This is a genomic window from Streptomyces sp. SA15, from assembly GCF_002291145.1.
In the GTDB taxonomy this organism is placed as follows: domain Bacteria; phylum Actinomycetota; class Actinomycetes; order Streptomycetales; family Streptomycetaceae; genus Streptomyces.
Genome location: NZ_NTGE01000014.1, coordinates 82,627 through 106,679, shown reverse-complemented (window position 1 = coordinate 106,679; position 24,053 = coordinate 82,627). Strand labels below are relative to the sequence as shown.

The following is a 24,053-nucleotide window of genomic DNA, read 5'->3' as shown; positions in this document are numbered from 1 at the left end:
GGGGTTGTGGTCGGCTTTTCGGCCGACCGAGTCAGGCGGTGGGTGGGCATAGGCCGGGGGTCCAAGGGAGCGGAGCCCCCTGGTGGGATCGAAAGTGCGGAGCCCCTGGTGATGGGACGGTTGGGGGTGTTTTGAAAGTCCTGTGCGGTGCCCGCGGTGTTCGGTGCGTGCCCTCGGCGTGCCAGACGAAGGCCCTCGATGGGGGTCCCCCCGCTCGAGCGAAGCCGAGAGTGGGGGAGGAGCTACTTGGGTCTTTGGCCGGTGCGGCGAGGGTGCGTGCCGGGCGCCGTGGGTGCTGTGCGGGACTTCCAAAACACCCCCTAGGGGCGGCAGGGGCGGGAAACCGCTCAGCCCAGCCCCCCTCGGCCCACCCCCCGATCCCCCCGCCACGGCAACTCCGCAGTCACCCGAGTAGGCCCACCCACCGGCGAATCCACCACCAGAATCCCGTCCACCGCGTCCAGACGCTCCGCCAGCCCCGCCAGCCCGGACCCCGCGGAGACATCCGCACCCCCCACCCCGTTGTCCACGACCTGCAGCATCAGCCGGTCGTCCACCCGCCACACATCCACCGCCGCCCACGTCGCCCGCGCATGCTTGCTGATGTTCTGCAGCAACTCCGACACGGTGAAGTACGCGATCCCCTCGATCGCCGGCACCGGCCGAGCCGCCAGATCCACCTCCACCTGCACCGGCACCGTGCACCGCGACGCCACCGCCGACAGAGCCGCATCCAGCCCCCGGTCCGTCAGCACCGCCGGATGTATCCCGCGCGCCAGATCCCGCAGCTCCTGCAACGCCGTCTTCACCTCGCCGTGCGCCTCGTCCACCATCCGCGCGGCCGCCCGCGGATCCTCCGTCAGCTTCTCCTTCGCCAGCCCCAGGTCCATGGCCAGCGCCACCAGCCGCGCCTGCGCCCCGTCGTGCAGATCCCGCTCGATCCGCCGCAGGTCGGCCGCCGCGGTGTCGACGACGACCCCCCGGTCCGACTCCAGCTCCACCACCCGCGCCGACAGCCGTGACGGCCCGAGCAGCCCGTGCACCATCAGCCGGTCCACCATCGTCAGCGCCCGCACGATCCACGGCGTGGCCAGCGTGAACAGCACCCCCACCAGCGCCGTCACCGTGATCTCGAAGGGGTTGTCGAGGTAGATGTGGTGACCCTCGTCGCCGTACAGCTGGATCCCGTCCTGCCCGCCGTACATCGGGAGGACCCAGAACCACAGCGGATACGTCATCAGCGTCCACCCGAACGCCCAGAAGTTCACGGCGACGACGAACGAGAGCACCGACCACGGCAGGTACAGCAGCGCGTACAGCAGCGTCCGCCACGACGTGCCGCTCTTGAGGACGGCCCCCATCCAGGCCATCGCGCCCTGCTTCTTCATCCGCAGCGGCTCCGGGGCGCCCACCTCCAGCCCCAGCAGCCCGCGTGCCCGGGCCCGCTCCAGCGCCCCGAACCCACGGCAGCCCGCCAGCCCCGCCGCCAGCACCGGAATCCCGAGGAAGGTCACCAGCAGACCCGCGCCGAGCGCGACCATCGTGACGGCGTACGTGAACAGCAGGACGCCGATCGGCAGCCCCAGCAGCACATACGCCAGCTCGAGCCAGCTGCGCGCCTCGAACGGCGCCCGCAACCCAGCCGGCAGACGACGCCACCGCCCGCCGTCACCCGCGCCCGCCCCGCGGGAACCCGGAACGCCGTAGGACCCCAGGTCCCGCCCGTACTCCGTTTCGTACGCCGTTTCGTACTCCGTGGCCATCGCCGTCGTCCTTCTCCTCGTCCTACGGCTGTGCTGTGCCCTGCGGCTGTGCTGCGTTCCGCGACCGTTTTGTGCTCTGGGACGTGCCGCGCCGTACGGCTGTGCTGTCGTACCTCAACCCTGCTCGGTCGCAGGTCCGCGGACCATGGAGTCCGTCGGCGTCTTGGACGGGGGGTTTTCCCTACCTCTTGCCCGAGCTCTTGCCCTGCTCGTCGGTCCGGTCCCGCCACGGCAGCTCCGCCGTGACCACGGTCGGGCCGCCCGGCGGCGAGTCGATGACGAACAGGCCGTCGACGGCGCCCAGCCGGTCGGCGAGGCCCCGCATGCCCGTACCGGCATCCAGACGCGCGCCACCGCGTCCGTCGTCCCGCACCTGGATGAGCAGCCGGTCGTCCGACCGCCACACGTCGACCGAGGCGGACCTCGCCCCGCTGTGCTTGCTGACGTTCTGCAGCAGCTCGGAGACGGTGAAGTAGGCGATGCCCTCAATGGCCGCCACCGGTCTGGAGTCCAGGTCGGCCGTCACCTTCACCGGCACCGTGCAGCGCGAGGCGACCGAGGAGAGGGCGGCGTCCAGACCACGGTCGGTGAGGACCGCCGGGTGGATGCCCCGGGCGAGATCCCGCAGCTCCTGGAGTGCCAGCTTCACCTCGCCGTGCGCCTCCTCGACCATCGCCGCCGCGACCTTCTCGTCGACCTGGCCCTCCAGCAGCTTCTCCTTGGCCAGGCCCAGCCCCATGGCCAGGCTGACCAGCCGGGCCTGCGCACCGTCATGCAGATCGCGCTCGATCCGCCGCAGGTCGGCGGCGGCCGTGTCGACCACCACCCCCCGGTCCGACTCCAGCTCGGCGATGCGCCGCTCCAACTCGTCGGAGGGCGACAACAGCCCGCGCACCATCGCCCGGTCGGCGTTGGCCAGGCCCCGCGCTATGAACGGCAGCACCGGCCACAGCACGAACAACGAGGTCAGCGTGATGGCGAAGGTGAGGACGCCCCAGGGCAGCCGGATGAACTCGTACAGCATCGTGCGCCAGCCCACCGGGTCCTTCAGGCCCATCCACAGCTGTGGGAAGAACCCGCCCCTGCCGCGCAGCGGCAGCGGACTCGGCTCGTCTACCCGCACCCCCAGCAGGCCCCTGGCCCGCGACCGCTCCAGCTTGCCCAACTGCCGTGCGCCCACCAGCCCCGCCGCGAGAAGCGGGAACCCGATCACCGTCACGGTCAGGAAGGCGCCGGTGGACAGCACCGTCACGACGTAGATGAATCCGAGCAGCGACACCGGAAAGTTCGCCAGCAGGTGGGCGATCTCCTTCCAGGTGTGCCGGTCGTAGGCGAAACGGGCCGGTGGCAGGCGGTCGCTGTCCGCTCTGCCGGCATCTCCGGCGCGGCCCGTGGGCGCGAGGCGTTCGGTCATACGGCTTAGCGTGCCGCGCGGTGCGCCGCCGCGCCATGAGGTCGGCCGCCAGGATCCACTGGGGAAAACCCCACCCTCACAACCTGCGGTAAACCTCAGGGCGTGACGGGCTGCTTACCCTTTCTTTAGCAGGGCCTAGACTCCCGTGCGTAACAGATCGTCGTACGACACCGTTCGCGAGCCGCATGGGTTCATGAGGCTCACGAGTTCACGAGGCCGAGGTCAGGGAGCGAGGGACGGACGTGCCGGAACCGACCGTCGTCGATTCGACCGTCGTCAAGTCGACCGTCGTCGATTCGACCGTCGTTGCGGCGGACTATTTCCAGTCGTATTCGGTCGTCGGGCTGCTCGCCGTCGTAGGCGTCCTGTTCGTCGCCGTCGCCTTCGGAGCCGGGCGCCTGCTGCGGCCCGTGGTCCCCACCCCCGAGAAGCTCCTGACGTACGAGTGCGGTGTCGACCCCGTCGGCGAGGGGTGGGCGCACACCCAGGTCCGCTACTACGTCTACGCGTTCCTGTACGTGATCTTCGCCGTCGACTCGATCTTCCTGTTCCCCTGGGCGACGGTCTTCGCCGCCCCCGGCTACGGCGCGACCACCCTCGTGGAGATGTTCATCTTCCTCGGCTTCCTGGCCGTAGGATTGCTCTACGCGTACAAGAAGGGCGTCCTGGCATGGACGTGACCCCGGATGCTGTGATCCGCGATCCCGCGAACCACGAGCCCGCGACGCACGAGCCTGTGTACCTGCCGGAGCCGAAGCGGCTGGGCGCGCTCGCCCGCCTCGCCCCCGAGCCGATGAAGGTCGTCCTGAACTGGGGCCGCCGCTACTCGCTCTGGGTCTTCAACTTCGGCCTCGCCTGCTGCGCGATCGAGTTCATCGCCGCGTCGATGGCCCGCCACGACTTCATCCGCCTCGGCGTCATCCCGTTCGCGCCCGGGCCGCGCCAGGCCGACCTGATGGTGGTCTCCGGCACGGTCACGGACAAGATGGCGCCGGCCGTGAAGCGCCTGTACGAGCAGATGCCCGAGCCGAAGTACGTGATCTCGTTCGGGGCCTGCTCCAACTGCGGTGGCCCCTACTGGGACTCGTACTCCGTGACCAAGGGTGTCGACCAGATCATCCCCGTGGACGTGTACGTTCCCGGCTGCCCGCCGCGGCCCGAGGCGCTGCTCCAGGGAATCCTGAAACTCCAGGAGAAGATCGCGCGAGAGTCGCTGGGGGAGCGGTACGGATCCGTCGCCCGGCCGTCGACCGCCGCGCTGCAGAGCGGCTTGGTGCAGCCGCCGACCGCCGGCGCGGGGGAGGGCCGATGACCGGCGTCGGCTGGCTGCCCGCCCCCGCCGAAGACCTGTTCGGTACGGAGGCCACGGCCGAGGAGTCGTACGAGGTCCTGACGGTGGACGTGCCGCCGGCCTCCTGGATCGCGGCGCTGGAGACCGCCCGCGACCGGCTGAGCTGCACGTACTTCGACTGGCTGAGCGCGGTCGACGAACCGGGCACGGGCTTCCGCGTCACTGCCCACGTCGCGGCGCTGTCCCCGGTACGACGCCTGCTCCTTCGTACGACAGTTCCGCACGAGGCCCCCTCCCTGCCCAGCGCGATCGGCGTGTTCGCGGGCGCGGCCTGGCACGAACGCGAGACCCACGAAATGTTCGGCGTCGTCTTCCAGGGCCACCCGGCCCTGGACCACCTCCTCCTCCCGGAGGGCTTCGAAGGCCACCCCCTCCGCAAGGATTTCGTCCTCGCGGCCCGCGTCGCCAAGGCCTGGCCCGGCGCCAAGGAACCGGGCGAATCCGAACACGGTGGCCCCAAGCGCCGCCAGATGCTCCCCCCCGGCGTCCCCGACCCGAACGAATGGGGCCCGCTGAAGGGCCAGCTGCCCCCGGCCCCCGCCCGCCCGGCCCGCGGCACGGCCCGCGCGGCGGGCGAACGTCCGGCCCGCGCCGCAGGCGAACGTCCAGTACGCCGCACCCGTACGGCTTCCGAGGGCTCGGCGAGCCAGACGCCGACGTCCCCGACCGCTGACGCCCCGGCGACACCACGCCGCGCGCGTACTGCGGCGGAGGGCTCGGTGAGTCAGGCGGAGACGTCCACGGCTCCGGGCAGTCCGGTGGGTCCGCGCCGTGCGCGTACTGCGGCGGAGGGCTCGGCGAGCCAGGGGGCGGGATCTGAGACTCCGGCCGGTTCGTCGGGTGGGGCGGCCGACGGCGCGGGGTCGCCGACCGGTACTGCGGAGTCCACCCCACGCAGCCCGGACGCCCCGTGGCATCACGCCCGCCCGGCCTTTGACGGGCCCGAAGCCGAACAGCGTGCGGCAGTCGAGTCGGCCTCCGAGGCCGAGCCCACGCCTGGAGCCGAGGCGGCGCCTGGAGCCGAGGCGGCGCCTGGAGCCGAGCCGGCACCCGAGGCCAAGCCCACACCCGGAGCCGAGCCATCGCCCGGAGCCGAGGCTGAGCCGGTGCCCGGAGCCGAGCCGACATCAGGAACCGGGAACGGGCCGCGCTCCGAAACTCAGTCGGCACCCGGGCCTGGGACCGAGCCGCGTTCCGGAACTCAGCCGGCATCCGACACCAAGGCCGAACCGCCGACCGAAGCCGAGGCCGCGCCCACACACGAAGACCAGGCCGCGCGGGGCGCTGAAGTCCAGGCCGCGCAGGGCCCCGAAGCCCAGACCGACCGGGCCACCGAAGCCGAGGCCCAGGCTGATCCGGCGGACGAACCCCGCACCGTACCGGCGGACGAAGCCCCCACCGAGTCGCCGGCCGAAACCGAGCAGTCCCCCGCGCCCACCACGCCCCCCACCCCGAATCCCGAAGACCCCGCAGGAGGCCCGCAGTGAACGACGCTCTCGACGTCGCCCTGCGACTCCTGATCGTCTTCGTCGTCTTCCTCACCTTCCCCTTGATCGTCGGCCAGACCGAACACAAGGTCATGGCCCACATGCAGGGCCGCCTCGGCCCGATGTACGCCGGTGGCTTCCACGGCTGGGCCCAACTCATCGCCGACGGCGTTAAGTTCGCGCAAAAGGAGGACGTCGTTCCGGCCGGCGCGGACCGCCGTATCTTCCAGCTCGCGCCCGCCGTGGCCCTCCTCCCGTACCTCCTGGTCCTCCTGGCCATCCCCATCGGCCCCGGCGAGGGCGCCGTCGGTGAGGTCATCGACGCGGGTGTCTTCTTCGTCCTGGCCGTCATGGGCGTAGGCGTCCTCGGTTCCCTCATGGCCGGCTGGGCCTCCGCCAACAAGTTCTCCCTCCTCGGTGGCCTCCGCACCGCCGCGCAACTCCTCGCCTACGAACTCCCGATGCTCCTCACCGCCGCCTCGGTGGCGATGGCGGCCGGAACGGTGTCGATCCCCGGCATCCTCGACGCCTTCGAGTGGTGGTGGCTGCCCTGGCAGATCGTCGGCGCGATCGTCTTCTTCGTGGCGGGCCTGGCCGAGCTCCAGCGGCCCCCCTTCGACATGCCCGTCGCCGACTCGGAGATCATCTTCGGTGCCTACACCGAGTACACCGGCCTCCGCTTCGCCCTGTTCCTCCTCGCCGAGTACGCCGGGATCATCGTCCTGTGCGGCCTGACCACCGTCCTCTTCCTGGGCGGCTGGCACGGCCCGTGGGGCGCCGACGGCCTCGGCTGGGTCTGGACCCTGTTGAAGACGGCCGTGCTCGCCTTCATCGTGATCTGGCTCCGCGTCACCTATCCCCGCTTGCGTGAGGACCAGCTCCAGAAGCTCGCCTGGACCCTCCTCGTCCCTCTTTCCCTCGCCCAGATCGCCCTCACCGGCATCGTCAAGGTGGTGATCCAGTAACCATGGCCCCCATCCCCGGCTCCGGCCTCGCCAAGGGTCTGGCCGTCACCCTGCGCACGATGACGAAGAAGACCGTCACCGGTCAGTACCCGGACGCCCAGCCCGACCTCCCGCCCCGCACCCGCGGCGTCATCGGCCTCTTCGAGGAGAACTGCACGGTCTGCATGCTGTGCGCCCGTGAGTGCCCGGACTGGTGCATCTACATCGACTCCCACAAGGAGACGGTCCCGGCGGCGACCCCCGGCGGCCGCGAACGCAGCCGCAATGTCCTCGACCGCTTCGCCATCGACTTCGCCCTGTGCATGTACTGCGGTATCTGCATCGAGGTCTGTCCTTTCGACGCCCTGTTCTGGTCCCCGGAGTTCGAGTACGCCGAGACCGACATCCGCGACCTCACCCACGAACGCGACAAGCTCCGCGAGTGGATGTGGACCGTCCCGGCCCCGCCCGCCCTCGACCCGGGCGCGGAGGAACCGAAGGAGATCGCCGCCGCCCGCAAAACCGCCGAGAAACTGGCGGCGGCACAGGACGAACCGAACGAACCCCAGGAAGGAGAGTCGTGACCCTCGCTCAGGCACAGCACGGCTTCCTCTCCCCGACCGGAGTCGAGATCGCCTTCCTCCTCGTCGGCTTGGTCACCTTCGGCGCCGCGATCGTCACCGTCACCACCAAGCAGCTGGTGCACGCCGCCCTGTGGCTGGTGGTGACCCTCGGCGGCCTCGCCGTCGAGTACCTCCTGCTCACCGCCGAGTTCATCGCCTGGGTGCAGGTCCTCATCTACGTCGGTTCCGTCGTCGTCCTCCTCCTGTTCGGTCTGATGCTCACCAAGGCCCCCATCGGCCGCTCCCCGGACGCCGACTCCGGCAACCGCTGGGCCGCGCTCACCGTGGCCGTCGCCGCCGCGGGCGCCCTGGTCTGGGTCGTCGTCGACGCCTTCCGCACCACGTGGATCGACCTGGACGGGGCGGCCGCCGGCTCCACCGAGGCCACCGGAGCCAGCCTCTTCCAGAACTGGGTCCTCCCCTTCGAGGCCCTCTCCGTCCTCCTCCTCGCCGCCCTCGTCGGCGCGATCGTCCTGTCCCGCAAGGCGAAGGCCGACAAGCCGGGCCGGGCCGACGAGCCGGGTCGGGCCGACGAGCCGGGTCGGGCCGACGAGCCGGGCCGGGCCGACGAGCCGGGCCGGGCCGACGAGCCGGGCCGGGCCGACGAGGCGGGCCGGGCCGACAAGGGTGGTGTCCGCTGATGCACCTCGCCTATCCCGCCGTACTCTCCGCCCTCCTCTTCTGCACGGGCCTCTACGGTGTCCTCGCCCGCCGCAACGCGATCCTGGTCCTGATGTCGGTCGAGCTGATGCTCAACGCCGTCAACCTCAACCTCGTCGCCTTCGACGTCTGGCTCAGCAAGACCGCCGAGGAGACCCTGCACTCCGGCCAGGCCCTCACCCTGTTCACCATCGCCATCGCCGCCGCCGAGATCGGCATCGGCCTGGCGATCGTCCTCGCCGTCCACCGCAACCGCGGCACCGCGGACATCGACAAGCTCCGCGACACCGCCGAGGGCCACGAGAGCCACCCGGCCGACGGCTCCGACAGCGACGCCCTCACGGCCGAACAGGCCGACCGGGCCGGGAAGGCTGAGGCCACCGCGTGACCACGACCACCCTCGCCGTCCTCGTACCTCTCCTTCCCTTCCTGGGCGCTGCCGCAGGTCTGCTCCTGGGCCGCACGGCCCCCGGCTTCGTCCGCCCGCTCGCCGTCCTGCCGACGCTCGCCTCCCTCGTGCTCGCCGCGCTGGTCGCCGTGCGCCAGGGCGGCGACCAGGCGGTGAACGCCGCCACCGAACTCACGCCCACCGGCTCCATCCCGATCGAACTCGCCCTGCACATCGACGGCTTCGCCGCCCTCACCGCCGTCCTGGTCGGCGTCGTCGCCACCTGCGTGCAGATCTACTCCACGGGCTACCTGCGCGACGACCCGCGCTACCCCTCGTACGCCGCTCTCGTCTCCCTCTTCACCTCCGCGATGCTTCTCGTCGTCTACTCCGGCGACCTGATGGTGCTGCTGGTCGGCTGGGAGATCATGGGCATCTGCTCGTACTTCCTGGTCGGCCACTACTGGGAGACCCCGGAGGCCCGCGCCGCCTCTCTCAAGGCCTTCCTGGTGACCAAGCTGGGTGACGTCCCCTTCCTGATCGGCCTGTTCGCGCTGGCCACCGACGCCGGTTCCTTCCGCATCACGACGGTTCTCGATGCGGTCGCGACCGGCGGACTCGACCACCCGACACTGATCGCCCTGCTGCTCCTGGCCGGCGTGGCGGGCAAGTCGGCGCAGTTCCCGCTGCACACCTGGCTCCCCGACGCGATGGCGGGCCCCACCCCCGTCTCCGCGCTGATCCACGCCGCGACGATGGTCGCCGCCGGTGTCTACTTCATCGCCCGTCTCCTCCCGGTCTTCGAGGCCTCCCAGGCCGTGATGATCGTCCTCGCCGTCATGGCCGCCGTCACGATGGCCGGCTCGGCGCTCGCCGCGCTCGCCCAGGACGACATCAAGCGGGTCCTCGCCTACTCGACGATCGGCCAGCTCGGCTACATGACCGGCGCCCTCGCCGTCGGCGACCGCGGTGCCGCCGTCTTCCACCTCCTCTCGCACGGCGCCTTCAAGGCCCTGCTGTTCCTAGCCGCAGGCGTGATCATCCACGCCGCCGGCACCAACTCGCTGGCCGCCATGTCCCGCATGAAGGACCTGCGTGACCGCGTCCCCAGCGCCTACTGGACGATGACCGTGGCGCTCCTCGCGCTCGCCGCGATCCCGCCCTTCAGCGGCTTCTTCTCCAAGGAGTCCGTCCTCGGCGCCGCCGAGCACGTCGCCACCGGCCACACCGAGCACGCTCCCGGCGCCGCGGGCTGGACGGTCCTCGTCGCCGGCCTCCTCACCGCTCTGCTCACCGCCGCGTACGCGACTCGCCTGTGGCTACTGGCCTTCCGCGGCCGGGGAACCGAGGCCCCGGACCACGGCAGGCAGCCGCGGACGATGACCGTCGTGCTGTGGGTGCTCGCCGTCCCGTCCCTCGCCGTCGGCGGACTCGCCTACCGGGTGCTGCCTGACTGGTTCGACGGCCGTGACCTGACGCCGACCCTCGCCACTTCCGTCCTCGGCACGGGCGTGGCCCTGGTCGGCGGCATCGTCACCTACGCGGCCTGGCGCCACACCACCGCGCTCGCGGCCCGAGTCCCGCTGGGTGCGGTCGCGGCCCATCCCGAGGGGGACGCCGGTCAGGTGGAGGCCGAGGCCATCGCCAGCCACGCACCCGCCTACGGAGGCGTGGCCTACGCACCCGACCCCGCCGACCCGGGCCGGCTCCTGCTAGGCCCGCTGCACCGTCACGCGGCCGTCGGCTTCCACCTCGACACCGTGTACGCGGCCCTCTTCGTCCGCCCGGTCCAGGCCGGAGCCACCCTCGTCCGGTTCCTCGACCGTGAGGTCGTCGAGACCTACGTACGCGGCGCGGGCGCCCTCCCCCGGCTGCTCGGTGCCGCCGTACGACGTGCCCAGACCGGCAATCTGCAGACTTATGTGAGCGCGCTGCTCGCCGGCACCGTCGTCCTGGTGGTCGCCGCCGTCCTCGTCGCCACGGGAGCGTGAGCAGGCGTGATCGATATCAACGAGTCAGTGATGCAGTTCCTTCTGGCAATCGTCGTGGTCGGCCCGCTCCTCGGTGCCGCCGCCGCTCTCCTGCCGGCCCCGCCCGGACTGAAGGGGAAGTCGCCCGAGCAGGCCGTGCTGCGGCACGGCGTCACGGTCACCGGCGCGATTCTTATCGCCGCGATCGTCCTCGCGCTGGGCTTCGACCACGACCACCCGTCGAAGATGCAGGCCACGACCGACATCAGCTGGATCCCCGCCCTCGACGTGCGGATCCACCTCGGCATCGACGGCATCTCCCTCCCCCTTCTGGTCCTGACCGCGCTGCTGACCTTCCTCTGCGCGCTCTACTCCTACTTCAAAATGCCCGCGGGCCCGACCCCGAAGGCCTTCGTCGCTCTGCTGCTCGTCCTCGAGTCCGGCACCCTCGCGACCTTCGCCGTCCTCGACCTGCTTCTCTTCTTCCTCGCCTTCGAGATGGTCCTCATCCCGATGTACTTCCTCATCGCCCGCTGGGGCGGTGAGCAACGGACCCAGGCAGCTTGGCGATTCATCCTCTACACGCTGCTCGGCTCCGTGGTCATGCTGCTCGGCCTGCTCCTGATCGGAATCAAGGCGGGCACATTCGACATGGTGGCACTCGCCACTGACAACGGCCGGTCGCTGACCACATCCGTGCAGGTCATCGCCGTTCTGGCGATCGGAATCGGGCTCGCGGTCAAGACGCCGATGTGGCCGTTGCACAGCTGGCTGCCCGACGCCCACACCGCCGCGCCGACCGTCGGCTCGGTTCTGCTGGCCGGCGTACTGCTGAAGATGGGTACGTACGGTTTCGTCCGGATTTTGCTGCCGGTCGCGCCTGACGGCTTCCGGACCTTCGCGCCCTACCTCGCCGCCTTCGCCGTCGTCGGGATCATCTACGGATCCCTGGCCTGCCTGGCCCTGGCCAAGCAGGGCGCGAAGGGCGATCTCAAGCGCCTCATCGCCTACTCCTCCGTCGGCCACATGGGCTTCGTCCTGCTCGGCATCGCGACCATGACCCCGACCGGCGTGAACGGCGCCCTGTTCGCCAACATCGCCCACGGCCTCATCACCGGCCTCCTGTTCTTCCTGGTCGGCGCGCTGAAGGACCGTACGGGCAGCACCGACCTCGACACCCTCGCCAAGGAGACCGGCGCCGCGCTCTACGGCAAGGCCCCGCGCCTCGGCGGCCTGCTCGCCTTCGGCGCGGTCGCCTCGCTCGGCCTGCCGGGCCTCGCCGGATTCTGGGGCGAGATGCTGGCGCTGTTCGGCGCGTTCAGGCCCGCCGACGACCTCAGCCGCCCCGCCTTCCTCACCTTCATGGCGATCGGCGCGTTCGGCAGCCTGCTGACGGCCGCGTACCTGCTCATCGTGGTCCGCCGCGTCTGCATGGGCGCCGTACCGGACAAGGGCCCGAAGCTGGCCGACGTCCACACGTACGAGTTCGCGGCCTGGACCCCGCTCGTCGTCCTCACCGTCGCCGCCGGCCTCTGGCCGAAGGCCCTCCTCGGCCTGACCGACCCGGCCGTGCAGCAGCTCCTCGCAGGAGGCACCCGATGAGCTCCCTGGCCCAGCCGCCGGCCGCGAACCTCGTCCAGTCCGTCGACTGGCTCGCCATCGCGCCGCCCACCATCGCCGCGGTCGTCGGACTCGTCGTCCTCATCGCCGACCTGTTCGTCGGCGAGCACAAGAAGGCGCTGCTGGGCTGGCTCTCGGTCGCGGGACTGGCCGCCTCCACACTCATGCTGCTGCCCCTCCTGGACGGCGACCGCAGCACCTTCTGTCTGACCGGCGCACCCGACGTGTGCAGCTACACCGCCGACCGCTTCACCCTCGTCCTCCAACTCCTGGTCCTCGGCGGAGCCCTCCTAGCGGCCCTCCTGTCCGTCACCGCCCTGAAGGACGCCAACAAGGGACTCCCCGAAGGGGAGTTCTGGTTCCTGCTGCTCTCCTCCGCGGCCGGCGCCGCCCTCCTGCCGGCCTCCCGCGACCTCGCGACCCTGATCGTCGCCCTGGAAGTGGCCTCCCTGCCCGCCTTCGCCCTCGTCGGCCTGAGGCACGGCGACCGCAAGTCCTCCGAAGCCGCCCTGAAGTTCTTCCTGTCCTCCGTCACCGCGACCGCGGTCAGCCTCATGGGCATCAGCTTCGTGTACGCCTCCACCGGCACCCTCTACCTCACCCAGGTCGCCGACCGGATCCAGAGCGTCGACGGCCAGCTCCACACGCTCGCCCAGACCGGCGTGGTCCTCACCCTTGTGGGATTCGCCTTCAAGACGGCCGCCGTCCCCTTCCACTTCTGGGTCCCGGACACCTACGTAGGGGCGCCCCTCCCGGTCGCCGCCTACCTATCGGTCGTCGGCAAGGCGGTCGGCTTCTCCGGCCTGATCCTCGTCACGGTCGTCGCCCTCCCGTCGTACGCCGACGTCTGGGGCCCGGCCCTCGCCGCGCTGGCCGCCCTCACCATGACCGTCGGCAACGTCGGCGCCCTCCGGCAGCAGGCCACGCGCGCGTACAGCGCGGTACGACTGCTCGCCTGGTCCTCCGTCGGCCAGGCCGGCTATCTCCTCGTCCCGATAGCCGCCGCCGCGTACTCCGACCACGCCGAGCGGTCCATCGGCTCCACCGTCGCCTACGCCCTCATGTACGCCGCCGTGAACCTCGGCGCCTTCGCGGTCGCCGCACTGGTGGGCCGTACCAAGTCCCTCAACCGGGTCTCCGACTACCGCGGCCTGTACGCGTCGAACCCCCTCGCCGCCCTCCTCCTTGCCTTCTTCCTGCTGTGCCTCGCCGGACTGCCGCCCGGTATCGTCGGCCTCTTCGCCAAGGTCACGGTCTTCTCCGCGGCCGTCGACGCGGGCCTCGGCTGGCTCGCCGTGGTCATGGCCGTCAACGTCGTCATCGCGCTCTTCTACTACCTCCAGTGGACGACCCTGCTGTTCCGCGCCCCCGAGGGCGCGCCCGTGAAGCACCTCGTCCCCGCCCCCGTGACCGCCACGATGGCCCTGACCGGCGTCCTCGGCATCGCCCTGTCCGGAGCACCCCAGCTGATCCTGCGCTTCACCGACACCGGGCTCTTCTGAGCGCCTACCGCCGCTGTCACTCGTACGGCGCACGCCCGGCACCGCACGCACAAGGGAACTAGTGGCCCTCGCCTGGCGTTGACCAGTACGGGAGGGTCCACTGGACGTGACACCACGCACCAGTGGAATCGGACATCGGAGATCAGCAAGCAAAGGGTTCCCCTGCTGCACGACTTGGAGGGCGTACCGTGCACCGCCGGCACAACGGGCTCAGGACCGCAGTACTCCTCGGGGGACTGTCCGCACTCATCATCGTCATCGGCAGCTTCTTCGGCCGCATGGGGCTCGTCGTCGCGGTCCTGATCGCCCTGGGAACGAACGCGTATGCGTACTGGAACAGCGACAAACTGGCTCTACGCGCGATGCGGGCCCGCCCGGTCAGCGAGTTCGAGGCCCCGGCCCTCTACCGCATGGTCCGCGAACTCTCCACTCAGGCCCGCCAGCCCATGCCGCGCCTGTACATCTCCCCGACCGAGGCACCCAACGCCTTCGCGACCGGCCGCAACCCGCGCAACGCCGCCGTGTGCTGCACCGACGGGATCCTGCGCCTCCTGGACGAGCGGGAACTGCGCGGTGTCATCGGCCACGAGCTCAGCCACGTCTACAACCGCGACATCCTGATCTCCTCGGTCGCCGGCGCCCTCGCCTCCGTGATCATGTTCCTGGTCAACTTCGCCTGGCTGATCCCGATCGGCCGCTCGGACGACGACGACGGCCCCGGACTCCTCGGCATGCTGCTGATCATGATCCTGGGCCCGCTCGCGGCCACCCTCATCCAGCTGGCCATCAGCCGCTCCAGGGAGTACGAGGCCGACGCGTCCGGATCCCAGCTCACCGGCGACCCCCTCGCCCTCGCCAGCGCGCTGCGCAAGCTGGAACTCGGCACCAAGCAGCTTCCCCTGCCACCGGAGCCCCGTATCGAGACCGCGAGCCACATGATGATCGCGAACCCCTTCCGCCCTGGCCAGGGACTCTCCAGGATGTTCTCGACACACCCGCCGATGGCGGAGCGCATCGCCCGGCTCGAGAAGATGGCAGGTCCCCCACAGTGAAAACCATCCTGAACGTCATATGGCTCGTGCTGAGCGGCTTCTGGCTGTTCCTCGGCTACCTGGCCGCGGGCGTGCTGCTCTGCATCACCATCATCGGCATTCCCTTCGGCATCGCGGCCTTCCGTATCGGCGTATACGCCCTGTGGCCCTTCGGGTACACGACGGTCGAGCGCCGAGACGCCGGCGCGCCCTCCTGCATCGGCAACGTCCTCTGGCTGGTCCTCGCCGGCTGGTGGCTGGCCCTCGCCCACATCGTCACCGGCATCGCCCTGTGCATCACGATCATCGGCATCCCGTTCGGCATCGCCAACTTCAAGCTGATCCCGGTGTCGCTGCTCCCACTGGGACGCGACATCGTGCGCACGGACCAGCCGTTCGCGGCACGCTGACAGGCGGGCCAGGGGGTGGGGAGGCCGAAGTACGTCCTGCTGTCGTACGACCAAGAGGCCGAATTCGAGGGCCAGGAGAATTACGAGGAGACGTGGGCGCTGTGTCAGGACGCGGCCGACCTGTTCGCCGACCCTCCGCCTCCCGTCCGCGGGACGTACGAACTGCTCGGCTGCGCTCCCGAGGGCGAGCTGCGGACAGCCCTCGCCCGCGCGCGTACCGACGGTCCGGCACCGCTCGGCTCCCTCACCCTGGAGATCCTTACCAAGTCCGGTACGGCGGTGGGGGAGTGGCACCTGGAGGACGTACGCGTCCTGGGTGACCGCGCCTGCGCCCGTGATCTGACGCTCCGGGACGTCACGGTCGAGGGACGAGAGTCCGACGACAACCCGTACGACTATCCGCAGTGCCCTCCGCTGTCCCAGGGCTACCGCCTGTCGGGCACGGACGGCGACCCGTGCGGCACCTGTCGCGACCTGGCTCAGGTGCGAGAGGTCGGGGACGAGCCCTTGGAGCCCCCACTGCGACTGCTGGGCTGTTCGCCGCGAGGAGCCCTGCGCGCCGCGCTGGATGCCGGCGAGGAGGACCTCGGTCATGCGAAGGTCCTGCGCATCGACTCGTCCGGCCTGCCCGTGCAGGCCGCCGCCGAGGGCGAGCTGCGGGCCTGGATCCCGTCCGCCCACGGTCCGGGCCTGGTCGACCTCACCCTCGACCTGTGGTCAGACCGGCCCCCTCTCGCGGCCCGTGAGGTGTGGGAGCTGTGGGGGGACGGGCGGCCTGCGAAGCCCAACCGGTGGGCGAGGTGCGGTCCGGAAGGTCGTGAGTTCTGGCTGCGCACGGCCTTGGCCAACCACGAGTACGGATCACCGGACAAAGTCTCCGGAATCACGTATCACCTCGATGGCCGTCACATCACCGACAACCCCGGCTTCTTCTGCGCCCTGGGCGAGGCGGTGAACGGACCCGGCGGGTACTTCGGCTGGGGCCTCGACGCCCTCAACGACTGCCTCCGAGGCCACTGGGGCGCCGCCCCGCCCTTCACCCTCGTGTGGCATGACGCCCACGTCGCCCGCACCTGCCTCGGCGTCACCCCGCACGTCGACCACCGCTCCTCGACCTTCGACGAACTGCTCACCTTCCTGACGGGGAAGGGCGTCGAGGTCCGCCTCGCCTGACCACAGGTTTTCCACAGGTCGGCGGTTGTCCACAGCCCCGCCCGATTGTCAGTGGCGCCGCGCATGATGGAGGCATGACTCAGAGCGATCAGCCGATGGCAATGGGTGATGTGCGTACGCGTCGCGACACCTTCCCGACTCCACCTCGACTACTACCGCGCCGTCGCCCACCGCCGCACGCCGTACGCGATCGCACCGACGGCGAGCATACCCGCCCCCACGACCACCGAGACCGTCGGCAGCGCGAACGCCAGCACCACGCACCCGAGCAGCCCCACCGCCGGCACCACCCGCGCCGCCGGAGCCGAACCGAGCGTCCAGGCCGACGCGTTGGCCACCGCGTAGTACGCCAGCACACCGAAGGAGGAGAACCCGATCGCGCCTCGTACGTCCATCGTGGCGGCCAGAACCGCGACCACCACGCCCACGGCCAGCTCGGCCCGGTGCGGCACATGGAAGCGCGGATGTACGGCGGCCAGCGCGCCGGGCAGATGCCGGTCCCGGGCCATGGCCAGCGTCGTCCGCGAGACGCCCAGGATCAGGGCGAGCAGCGAACCCAGCGCGGCCACCGCGGCTCCCACCCGCACGACCGGCACGAGCCCCGGCACCCCGGCCGCGCGCACCGCATCGGCCAGCGGCGCGTCCGCCCGTCCGAGACCGCCCTCCCCCAGCACGGAAAGTACAGCCACCGCCACACACGCATACACCGCCAGCGTGATGCCCAGAGCCAGCGGGATCGCACGGGGAATGGTGCGCGCCGGATCCCGTACCTCCTCGCCGAGGGTCGCGATCCGCGCGTACCCGGCGAACGCGAAGAACAGCAGGCCGGCCGCCTGAAGTACCCCGCCCGCACCGCCCGACGCCCCGATGTCCAGCCGCCCGGCATCGGAGGCGTCGGACCCCAGAGACACGACCACCACGGAAGCGAGGACCGCCAGGACCACCGCCACGATCGCCCGGGTCAGCCAGGCCGACTTCTGGACGCCGCCGTAGTTCACCGCGGTCAGCGCCACCACGGCCCCGACCGCCACGGCGTGCGCCTGCCCCGGCCAGACGTACGCCCCCACAGTGAGCGCCATCGCCGCACAGGAGGCCGTCTTCCCCACCACGAACGACCAGCCCGCGAGATAACCCCAGAACGCACCGAGCCGCTCGCGCCCGTACACATACGTGCCACCGGACGCCGGGTACAGGGCGGCCAGCCGCGCGGAGGAGGTGGCATTGCAGTAGGCGACGACGGCGGCGACCGCGAGTCCGAGCAGCAGCCCGGACCCGGCCGCACGCGCCGCGGGGCCCAGCGCGGCGAAGATCCCGGCACCGATCATCGAGCCCAGTCCGATGACGACCGCGTCCCCGATCCCCAGGGTGCGCCGCAGCTCGGCGCCAGAACGTGTCATGCGCCGCACCCTACTGATCGCTGCAACCGCCGGGTGCAGCGGTGACGTCCTCTTCATCAACACGGCACGAACACTCGCGCGGCAAGCAGTACGCGCGTGGCTCACGCGGCAGACGCATGCGGCACGCGCACCGCGCACGACCCGCGAGAACCGCCCGACGCGACGAAGATCACAGCGCCGGGACAGTGCGGGCACAGCACGGAAGGGCAGGTTCACGGCATGGGCATCATTGGTTGGATCATCCTGGGGCTGCTGGCCGGAGCCATCGCCAAGTTCCTGCTACCGGGCCGTGACCCGGGCGGCTTCATCGGCACGACCCTCATCGGCATCTCGGGCGCGTTCATCGGCGGCTGGATATCGGCCCGCTGGCTGGACCACCCGATCACCAAGGACTTCTACGACGGCGCCACCTGGGCGGCGGCGATCGGCGGCTCGCTGGTCCTCCTGATCGCCTACCGCCTCCTGTTCGGCAACTCGCGCGACTGAGCACAGCCCCGGACCGCGGCCGGCAGAGGAGAAGGGTGGGCACCGGCGGTGCCCACCCTTCCTCGTACACGAGTGCCGCGATGCTCCGCCGCCATGCGCTCGGAGTACTCGGACTACCGGCAGCTCACGAACTACCGGTAGTTCACGAACTGGATCGCGAAGTCGAAGTCCTTGCCCTTCAGCAGGGAGATGACGGCCTGCAGGTCGTCGCGGCTCTTCGAACTGACCCGCAGTTCGTCCCCCTGCACCTGGGCCTTCACGCCTTTCGGGCCTTCGTCGCGGATGATCTTCGCCACCTTCTTGGCGTTGTCCTGGGAGATGCCCTCCTGGATCGAGGCGAAGATCTTGTAGTCCTTGCCGGACAGCTGGGGCTCGCCCGCGTCCAGCGCCTTCAGCGAGATCCCGCGCTTGATCAGCTTGGACTGGAAGACGTCGAGGACAGCCTTCACCCGGTCCTCGGAGTTCGCCTCCATCAGGATCTGGTCACCGGACCACGAGATCGAGGCGCCCACGCCCTTGAAGTCATAGCGCTGCGAGACCTCCTTGGCGGCCTGGTTGAGGGCGTTGTCGACCTCCTGCCGCTCGACCTTCGAGACGATGTCGAAACTGGAGTCGGCCATGTCCTGTGGCTCCTTGTATCGGGTGCGTGTCGGGTGCGTACGAGTGCGTATCGGCGTACGTGGGGGTGGCCGCCGAGCCCGGCGTCGTCCCGGGCCGCATCCGGACAAGCCTAGCCATCCCCCGGCCTCCGAGCGCAGATCAATCGGGTGGCGAAGCACCCCTCCGTATCGGGTATTGTTTACGTCGTTGCCACGGAGCACCGCCAAAAAGCGGTTCGAAGGGCAGCAACCCCGGCGGTGTGCCCGAGCGGCCAAAGGGAGCAGACTGTAAATCTGCCGGCTCAGCCTTCCCAGGTTCGAATCCTGGCGCCGCCACACGATGACGAAGGGCCCGTGACCTGCCATTTTGGCAGGTCACGGGCCCTTCGTCATGCACCCCTGTGATCAGCTGGCTGTCTCACTCTGTCTCGCGTTCGAACGCCCTATCTCGTTGTGTGTGGACGGGGCGTGGACGGGATTTTCGGCCCGTCACCCGCCCTGTCCCAGTCGAGCAGAGATCTTGGCGTTCGCGGCGTCGTCGCCGTCCTTGAGGAACTTGGCGTACACCCGGAAGAGCACCGCCACGCTGTGGCCAGCGCGCTCCGCCACGAGCTGAGGTTCCACGCCAGAGCTGAGCCACGTGGACACCGCAGCATGACGAAGATCATACGGACGCTTGGCCAACACCGACTCGAACTCAGTCGGGGTCAAGGCCCGTGTGCGAGCTTCGGCCCAGACTTCCCCATAGCCGGTGTCCTGGATCAGCCCACCGCGCATCGTCTGGAACAGACGGCCGTCGGAAGCCGTGCCGTAAGCCATGAGGTGCCACCGCAGCAGGGCAACCAGTTCGGGAGGTATCGGCACGTGTCGGACGGCCTTCCGTGGACGGTGCTTCAGCCCCCGCTTGTCGTGTGCCTCGCCGCTGTCTGTCCAGGCTGAGCCAGAGCGGGGGCGAGTCTCCCTGAGACGGAGCAGGCCCCACCCGAGCCGGGGCAGGTCGCAGTCCTGGCGTCGTAGCCCAATGACTTCCGCCGGCCGCGCGGCCGCGTAGTACATGCAGCCGAAGAACGCCACGAGACGGCGACCACGCGAACTCTGGTCCCGCACGGCAACGAGCAGCTTGGCCGCTTGCCCGGGGTTCGGCACACAGGCAGGGTCCACCTCCTCTACTACCTGCTCCGGTGCCTTCCACTTGATGCGGGTGAGCGGGTTGTCAGTGAGAAGTTCGGCCTCCACCGCGTACTCAAGGGAGTTGTAGAAGATCGCACGCTTTCGGCTGATCGTTCCCGGCGCTGCGGTCTTGCCGTCCAGCTTCTTGGAGAGGGCGCTGAGAGCGGCCCGTACGAGCAGGCGGTCAGAGAGCGCTGACGTGGGCAGCGACTTGCGCTCGAACCAGTTCAGGACCTTGACCACGTCGGCGGGGATCTCCTCATCCCAGCGGTTCTTGTTGAACGCCCAGCTGTAGAGGGCACGCCGGACCAGTCTGGCGTCTGGCATGCCCTTGGTGTCCTTCACGAAGGTGGGCGTCACGGTCGCCATGGCTTCGGCCAATGTGCGACGTGTGGAGCCGGGGGAGTCGTCCCACTTCATCTTGATGTAGTTGCGAGCGTGCTCGTACCACGAGATGTCCCGCTCTTTAATGACCATGGACTTGGGCAGTCCGCTGTCCACGTCGAACGGCTCTCCCTCGCGGGCCGCCGTAATGAGTTGGGCCCGGCGACTCTCCGCCAGGCCCGAGGTCAGGAACGACTCCGAGTGTGGGCGGGTGCCCACCTTCCAGCGGAGCTGGTAGGGCTTCCGATAGTCGCGCTTGCGGATAGCCCAGATCTTGACTGTGTAGCTCCACTCGGTCACGCGGCATCCAGTTCCTCTTTGAAGGCGTCCAGGACACTTCGGCGTACACAGATGCGGCCGCTCGGGGTGCGCCGCGCGTCCGGGGTGAAGCCCCGGTCGCGCCAGCGGTACCAGGTGGCGCGGGTGATGCCGATCTCTTCCAGCACGTCGGGCAGCGGAACCAGCTCATCCTTGGGCGCGCGGCGTCGGCGGGTAGGCGTACTCATGCGGAGATCTCCTTGGGGTGAGGAGAGGGTGATCCGGGGTGTAGTTGGCGGCACAATGCTGTGGGTCGCGGCCCATCGCGGCCCAAGCCTGTGACCTGCGGTTTTACGGCGACTCTGTGCGGCCCATCGCGGCCCAACCCGCATAGGGGTTGGGCCGCGAGGGCTGTGGTGAGGCAGAGAGAAAGTCGCAGGTCAGGTGTGGTGGGTCGCGATGGGCCGCGACCCGGCGGATTGCGGACTCAACCGTTGAGGGTGATCCCGTGGTAGGTGGCGATCCGCTCGCCCGACGGCGCGCGGGGCCGGGTCCGGTTGAGCTGGGGAACGACGGACAGCAGGTTGCGGCCGAACACCTGCTTAGTGCCGGGGCGGACGTTGTTGTCTTCGGCCCACTCCCGCCAGACCGTCCATAGCGCGTCCACGGGCACGCTGCATGCGGGTCCGGTGGTGCAACGTTCGCGGACGAACGCGCTGGTGGGTGAGGCGGTGTCCTGCATGGTGGTGACCGCCTCCCGGCTGGACGCCGGTTGGGTGATCCGGCCGGCGCGCTGGAGGCGGGCGAGTCCGTCAAGGGCCCAGTTGAGGATGCCGGGCATCTCGGCAACGAGCCGGTCCAAGAGGGTGGAGTCTTCCTTGCCGAGCCAGGACACCGTCATGTTCAGCACGATGAACCGGCGAGCGATGACGCCGGATGCGTCACCGAAGTGCGGCAGCTCGTTGGACAGCAGCATCAGCCGCGTGGGCAGCTTGCCCGTCCACTGCTCGCGGTACTTGCGGTCGATGTCGATGGTGTCTTCACCGGAGATGGTCAGCAGCCGTTCGACGACCTGACTGTTGTCGCTGCCGGACAGGCGGGCGTCGGAGATGACCGCGAGTGGCTTGCCGATCAGGGTGGCAAGGCCAAAGTTCGTGCCCATGCCCGCGAGGGTCGGTCCGGCCAGGTTCCTCTTGCCGACCAGTTCCTTCAGCACGCGGGCGATGGTGCCCTTACCCGAGCGGGACGGGCCGACCATGAGCAGGATCTTCTGTTGGTCGGTCCGGCCGGACAGGACGTAGCCGAACCATTCCTGAAGTGCGGCGATGGCGTCGGGGGCGTCGGGCCAGATCTTCGCCAGGAACCGTTCCCACTCAGGTGCCGTGGCGTTCGAGTCGTAGGCGAAGGGGACCGAGACCAGATTGAAGAAGTTGGGCCCGTGCGGCAGCAGCGCGCGGTCCCGGATCCTCAGTAGCCCGTTCTCACACGCCACGATCGGCTCCCCGTCCGCTTCTTCGGCGCTGGTGCCGTTGATCCAGGCAGGGGCGTCGGTGTCGGTGGGCAGCAGGGTGATGGAGCCGAGAGCATCGAGCAGGTTGCTGATCTTCGGCTTCGTGGGTGCCCAATCGCGTTCCTCGGTTTGTCCATCCTTGCCGGGCGCCTGGTAGACGGCGTGTTCCAGGCGCTCGTACATGGCTTTGCGCACCTGCGCTTCGTCCAGCTCCCGCCAGTGCGTTCCGGTCCAGCGCATCCACGAGCCGCGCCAACGGCGGTAGGCAAGCCGCCCGTCCTGGGTCTGCCAGTCCGGCAGGATCCGGCGGGCAACGGCCATGGGGTGGGACGGCGGGGGCAGTTCCTCGCGCTCCTCGCTGTGGGTGTCCGTCATGCTGCGGTCCTCCCTTCCTGCGAAGCACGGAGCGGACAGCGGTCGCGGTGGTCGGCGTGATCGGCGATCAGGGCCAGGACATGGCGCGCGCCGAATGCACGGCGGTCCCTGCCGCACAGGCACGTCGACGTGGCCGTGGGGGTAGCGCCGTACGGAGCGCGGATGTGCAGCCACGCCACGGGGTAACGGCCGTCTCCGGCCTGCGGGTCAGGACGAAGAGCAGCATGGACGCCCTTGCGGGCGGCGCCTTTCGGCTCGCCCACGGCCGCCAGAGCCGCGGCTGGTTCGGCGGCGCGCGGGTCGGGCGAGGTGCTGGGAATGCTCTTAGTGGGGGGATGCGGGCGGGGGGTCATGCCGCACGCCCCTTCCCGCGGTTGTTGGCGATGGACCAGCCCAGCCCACGGCTGATCACGTCGTCGTAGTAGTGCTGCGACTGTGTGGCGTTGGCCGCTGCCGCCCTACTAAGAGCATCCTCAACCTCTGTGCGGTGGAGGTCGCCAGAGGCGATCAGCCGTCCCAGAGCGCGGGCGGCCCGCAGCAAGGTCGTGTTGCGGGTGCCGTCGGTGGCGGTGGCGACGTTGTTCACCTCGTTGCGCAGTGCGGCGGCGGCGTATGCCGGGGCATGGGTGCTGACGGGCACGGAGCGGGCGTGTGTGGGCTTGGGGGCGGGTTGCAGGATGGTTTGCAGCCAGCCGGGCAGAGGGGCCGCCACAGAGCCGCACAGGGCTTCGTACCGTCCGGTGGGGATGGTGCTGCCCGCCGCGACGACGTAGCCGCCCCACGCGCGGGTGTCGACCAACTCCCCGATGGTTCCTGCCGTGTTGGACAGCCGGATGCCGTCCGGGGCGGTGAAGTACAGGTGCTCACCACCGCTCGCGGTCCGGGTGCGGTAGGTGTCGGGGACGGCGTGCCCGGCGCGCTCGCAGAGCGCCTTGAAGGTCGTCGCGCCGCTAGGCGCGTCCGAAGTGCCCTTGTCCTTGGGCATGTCGAGGTCGATGACGACCAGCCCGGAGGGGCCGGTGGCGATACCGATGTTGAACGGCGTGTGGGACCAGGCGGCGCGGATGCGGTCGGGGTCGGTGGTGGCGCGCTGTTCCCACTTCTGGTGCCCAGTCGTGCAGGGGCCGGTGTGGGGGCAGGCGGTCTCGCCGTGCAGGGCGGGCCGCTTGGTGCCGGGGCGCAGGGGGAAGACGTGCCATCCGCGTTCGGCGGCGTCCAGTGCCGCATGGAGCAGCGCGGAACGGGGGTCATGGGTCATGCTGGTTGTCTCCAGTTCCTTGAAGGGCGCTGGTTGGCAAGGGCGGCCCCGGGTCTTTGGCGAGATGTGGGGGCCGCCCTTGGCGTAGCTACAGGTCGTGGCCGAAGCGGTCGGTGAGCATCGCGCGGAGCGTGTCGAGCTGCTCGGCGAACTTGGCGCGCTCGCCAGGGAACATGTCGAGCACGATGCGGCGGGCCTCCGTGTCGTCCTCGCAGAGGACGGCGTACAAGGCGGCGGTCTCGGCGAACTTGCTGACGGCGGGCGTGGGCATATCGGCTCC

General features: G+C 70.0%; 23 protein-coding genes and 1 tRNA gene. 15 read left to right on the top strand and 9 right to left on the bottom strand.

Annotated elements, in window-relative coordinates; genetic code table 11:
- Positions 1-347: 347 nt before the first annotated feature.
- Both CLM62_RS02175 and CLM62_RS02170 read right to left on the bottom strand, forming a co-directional pair.
- Positions 348-1,763 carry a sensor histidine kinase gene (locus CLM62_RS02175; RefSeq protein WP_095748158.1) on the bottom strand — a complete coding sequence of 472 codons (1,416 nt, stop codon included), beginning with the start codon at positions 1,761-1,763 and terminating at the stop codon, positions 348-350.
- A 181-nt stretch (positions 1,764-1,944) separates the two neighbouring features.
- Entirely contained in the window at positions 1,945-3,177 is a 1,233-nt protein-coding gene (locus CLM62_RS02170) for a sensor domain-containing protein (protein ID WP_095748157.1), read from the bottom strand.
- 242 nt (positions 3,178-3,419) lie between these two features.
- Between CLM62_RS02170 and CLM62_RS02165 the strand changes: the two genes are divergently transcribed.
- The 13 genes from CLM62_RS02165 to CLM62_RS02105 all read left to right on the top strand — a co-directional run bounded on the left by CLM62_RS02165 (position 3,420) and on the right by CLM62_RS02105 (position 16,336).
- On the top strand, positions 3,420-3,857 hold the full coding sequence (locus CLM62_RS02165) for an NADH-quinone oxidoreductase subunit A (protein WP_095748156.1): 438 nt from the start codon (positions 3,420-3,422) through the stop codon (positions 3,855-3,857).
- Positions 3,848-4,489 carry an NADH-quinone oxidoreductase subunit B gene (locus tag CLM62_RS02160; RefSeq protein ID WP_095748155.1) on the top strand — a complete coding sequence of 214 codons (642 nt, stop codon included), beginning with the start codon at positions 3,848-3,850 and terminating at the stop codon, positions 4,487-4,489. The genes CLM62_RS02165 and CLM62_RS02160 overlap by 10 nt, the downstream gene beginning before the upstream one ends.
- On the top strand, positions 4,486-6,015 hold the full coding sequence (locus CLM62_RS02155; RefSeq protein ID WP_095748154.1) for an NADH-quinone oxidoreductase subunit C: 1,530 nt from the start codon (positions 4,486-4,488) through the stop codon (positions 6,013-6,015). The genes CLM62_RS02160 and CLM62_RS02155 overlap by 4 nt, the downstream gene beginning before the upstream one ends.
- The gene (locus tag CLM62_RS02150; RefSeq protein ID WP_095748153.1) at positions 6,012-6,980 is read left to right on the top strand and encodes a complex I subunit 1 family protein; all 969 of its coding nucleotides are present in this window, start codon (positions 6,012-6,014) and stop codon (positions 6,978-6,980) included. Before CLM62_RS02155 ends, CLM62_RS02150 begins: the two co-directional genes overlap by 4 nt.
- 2 nt (positions 6,981-6,982) lie before the next feature.
- A complete protein-coding gene (locus CLM62_RS02145) occupies positions 6,983-7,543 on the top strand; it encodes an NADH-quinone oxidoreductase subunit I (RefSeq protein ID WP_095748152.1) in 561 nt (186 codons plus the stop codon).
- Positions 7,540-8,223 carry an NADH-quinone oxidoreductase subunit J gene (locus CLM62_RS02140; protein WP_095748151.1) on the top strand — a complete coding sequence of 228 codons (684 nt, stop codon included), beginning with the start codon at positions 7,540-7,542 and terminating at the stop codon, positions 8,221-8,223. The genes CLM62_RS02145 and CLM62_RS02140 overlap by 4 nt, the downstream gene beginning before the upstream one ends.
- Positions 8,223-8,630 carry an NADH-quinone oxidoreductase subunit NuoK gene (gene nuoK / locus CLM62_RS02135; protein WP_095748150.1) on the top strand — a complete coding sequence of 136 codons (408 nt, stop codon included), beginning with the start codon at positions 8,223-8,225 and terminating at the stop codon, positions 8,628-8,630. The genes CLM62_RS02140 and nuoK overlap by 1 nt, the downstream gene beginning before the upstream one ends.
- Positions 8,627-10,621 carry an NADH-quinone oxidoreductase subunit L gene (locus CLM62_RS02130; RefSeq protein ID WP_095748149.1) on the top strand — a complete coding sequence of 665 codons (1,995 nt, stop codon included), beginning with the start codon at positions 8,627-8,629 and terminating at the stop codon, positions 10,619-10,621. The genes nuoK and CLM62_RS02130 overlap by 4 nt, the downstream gene beginning before the upstream one ends.
- 6 nt (positions 10,622-10,627) lie before the next feature.
- A complete protein-coding gene (locus CLM62_RS02125; protein ID WP_095748148.1) occupies positions 10,628-12,202 on the top strand; it encodes an NADH-quinone oxidoreductase subunit M in 1,575 nt (524 codons plus the stop codon).
- Complete coding sequence (locus CLM62_RS02120) at positions 12,199-13,722, top strand: NADH-quinone oxidoreductase subunit N (protein ID WP_095748147.1); 1,524 nt, start codon at positions 12,199-12,201, stop codon at positions 13,720-13,722. The genes CLM62_RS02125 and CLM62_RS02120 overlap by 4 nt, the downstream gene beginning before the upstream one ends.
- A 188-nt stretch (positions 13,723-13,910) precedes the next feature.
- Positions 13,911-14,774: a zinc metalloprotease HtpX gene (gene htpX, locus CLM62_RS02115; protein ID WP_095748146.1), complete on the top strand. Its 864-nt coding sequence runs from the start codon at positions 13,911-13,913 to the stop codon at positions 14,772-14,774.
- Entirely contained in the window at positions 14,771-15,163 is a 393-nt protein-coding gene (locus tag CLM62_RS02110) for a YccF domain-containing protein (protein ID WP_095748145.1), read from the top strand. The genes htpX and CLM62_RS02110 overlap by 4 nt, the downstream gene beginning before the upstream one ends.
- Before the next feature lie 15 nt (positions 15,164-15,178).
- The gene (locus tag CLM62_RS02105) at positions 15,179-16,336 is read left to right on the top strand and encodes a barstar family protein (protein ID WP_095748144.1); all 1,158 of its coding nucleotides are present in this window, start codon (positions 15,179-15,181) and stop codon (positions 16,334-16,336) included.
- A gap of 152 nt (positions 16,337-16,488) precedes the next feature.
- Here CLM62_RS02105 and CLM62_RS02100 read toward each other — a convergent pair whose 3' ends face one another.
- A complete protein-coding gene (locus CLM62_RS02100) occupies positions 16,489-17,733 on the bottom strand; it encodes an APC family permease (protein ID WP_095748143.1) in 1,245 nt (414 codons plus the stop codon).
- A gap of 219 nt (positions 17,734-17,952) precedes the next feature.
- On the opposite strand from CLM62_RS02100, the gene CLM62_RS02095 reads away from it, so the two are divergent.
- A complete protein-coding gene (locus CLM62_RS02095; RefSeq protein ID WP_095748142.1) occupies positions 17,953-18,219 on the top strand; it encodes a GlsB/YeaQ/YmgE family stress response membrane protein in 267 nt (88 codons plus the stop codon).
- 131 nt (positions 18,220-18,350) lie between these two features.
- Here CLM62_RS02095 and CLM62_RS02090 read toward each other — a convergent pair whose 3' ends face one another.
- Positions 18,351-18,839 (bottom strand): YajQ family cyclic di-GMP-binding protein, encoded by a 489-nt coding sequence (locus CLM62_RS02090; RefSeq protein WP_095748141.1) that lies wholly within the window; start codon positions 18,837-18,839, stop codon positions 18,351-18,353.
- A gap of 233 nt (positions 18,840-19,072) precedes the next feature.
- Between CLM62_RS02090 and CLM62_RS02085 the strand changes: the two genes are divergently transcribed.
- Positions 19,073-19,154: transfer RNA gene (locus CLM62_RS02085), tRNA-Tyr, on the top strand.
- 153 nt (positions 19,155-19,307) lie between these two features.
- Here the strand turns inward: CLM62_RS02085 and CLM62_RS02080 are convergent.
- From CLM62_RS02080 to CLM62_RS02055, 5 genes are all read right to left on the bottom strand, one after another.
- Positions 19,308-20,672, bottom strand: coding sequence for a tyrosine-type recombinase/integrase (locus CLM62_RS02080; protein WP_095748140.1), 1,365 nt, complete (start codon positions 20,670-20,672; stop codon positions 19,308-19,310).
- On the bottom strand, positions 20,669-20,878 hold the full coding sequence (locus tag CLM62_RS02075) for an AlpA family transcriptional regulator (protein WP_095748139.1): 210 nt from the start codon (positions 20,876-20,878) through the stop codon (positions 20,669-20,671). Before CLM62_RS02075 ends, CLM62_RS02080 begins: the two co-directional genes overlap by 4 nt.
- A 239-nt stretch (positions 20,879-21,117) precedes the next feature.
- Positions 21,118-22,515, bottom strand: a complete 1,398-nt coding sequence (locus CLM62_RS02070; protein WP_257003614.1) for a phage/plasmid primase, P4 family — start codon at positions 22,513-22,515, stop codon at positions 21,118-21,120.
- 349 nt (positions 22,516-22,864) lie between these two features.
- The gene (locus CLM62_RS02060) at positions 22,865-23,773 is read right to left on the bottom strand and encodes a bifunctional DNA primase/polymerase (protein WP_095748137.1); all 909 of its coding nucleotides are present in this window, start codon (positions 23,771-23,773) and stop codon (positions 22,865-22,867) included.
- A gap of 88 nt (positions 23,774-23,861) precedes the next feature.
- Positions 23,862-24,044, bottom strand: coding sequence for a hypothetical protein (locus CLM62_RS02055; RefSeq protein WP_095748136.1), 183 nt, complete (start codon positions 24,042-24,044; stop codon positions 23,862-23,864).
- Between the last annotated feature and the right edge of the window lie 9 nt (positions 24,045-24,053).